The sequence below is a fragment of the Streptococcus sp. HMSC034E03 genome, from assembly GCF_001811505.1.
Classification (GTDB): domain Bacteria; phylum Bacillota; class Bacilli; order Lactobacillales; family Streptococcaceae; genus Streptococcus.
This window is the reverse complement of record NZ_KV804964.1, coordinates 46,369-46,620: the sequence shown is the minus strand read 5'-3', so window position 1 is coordinate 46,620 and position 252 is coordinate 46,369. Positions and strand designations below refer to the sequence as shown.

Sequence of the window (252 nt, the reverse complement as noted above, 5' to 3'; positions counted from 1 at the left end):
ACTTGATTAATGACCGTATGATTGGCGAACTCTTTGCCTACAAACTGTTTAATCCCTTCTTTTCGTGCTTGATCTATCGTCAGAGTGACTGCTGAATAGCTGGCTGGAAGAACCAATAATACAATTAAGGATATCAACCCAATTCTCATTTTAATGTTTAGCTCTTTAAATGAACTTAAAGGAGATTTTCTCATTAAAATTCTAGTTCCAACAATATTGGTTAGCATGATAAAGACACAGTTGATCAAGAAA

Annotated in this window: 1 pseudogene; it reads right to left on the bottom strand. The window is 34.1% G+C overall.

What is annotated here, in order from left to right:
• Positions 1-252: pseudogene (locus HMPREF2805_RS11655) on the bottom strand (TIGR00341 family protein); the annotation flags it as partial.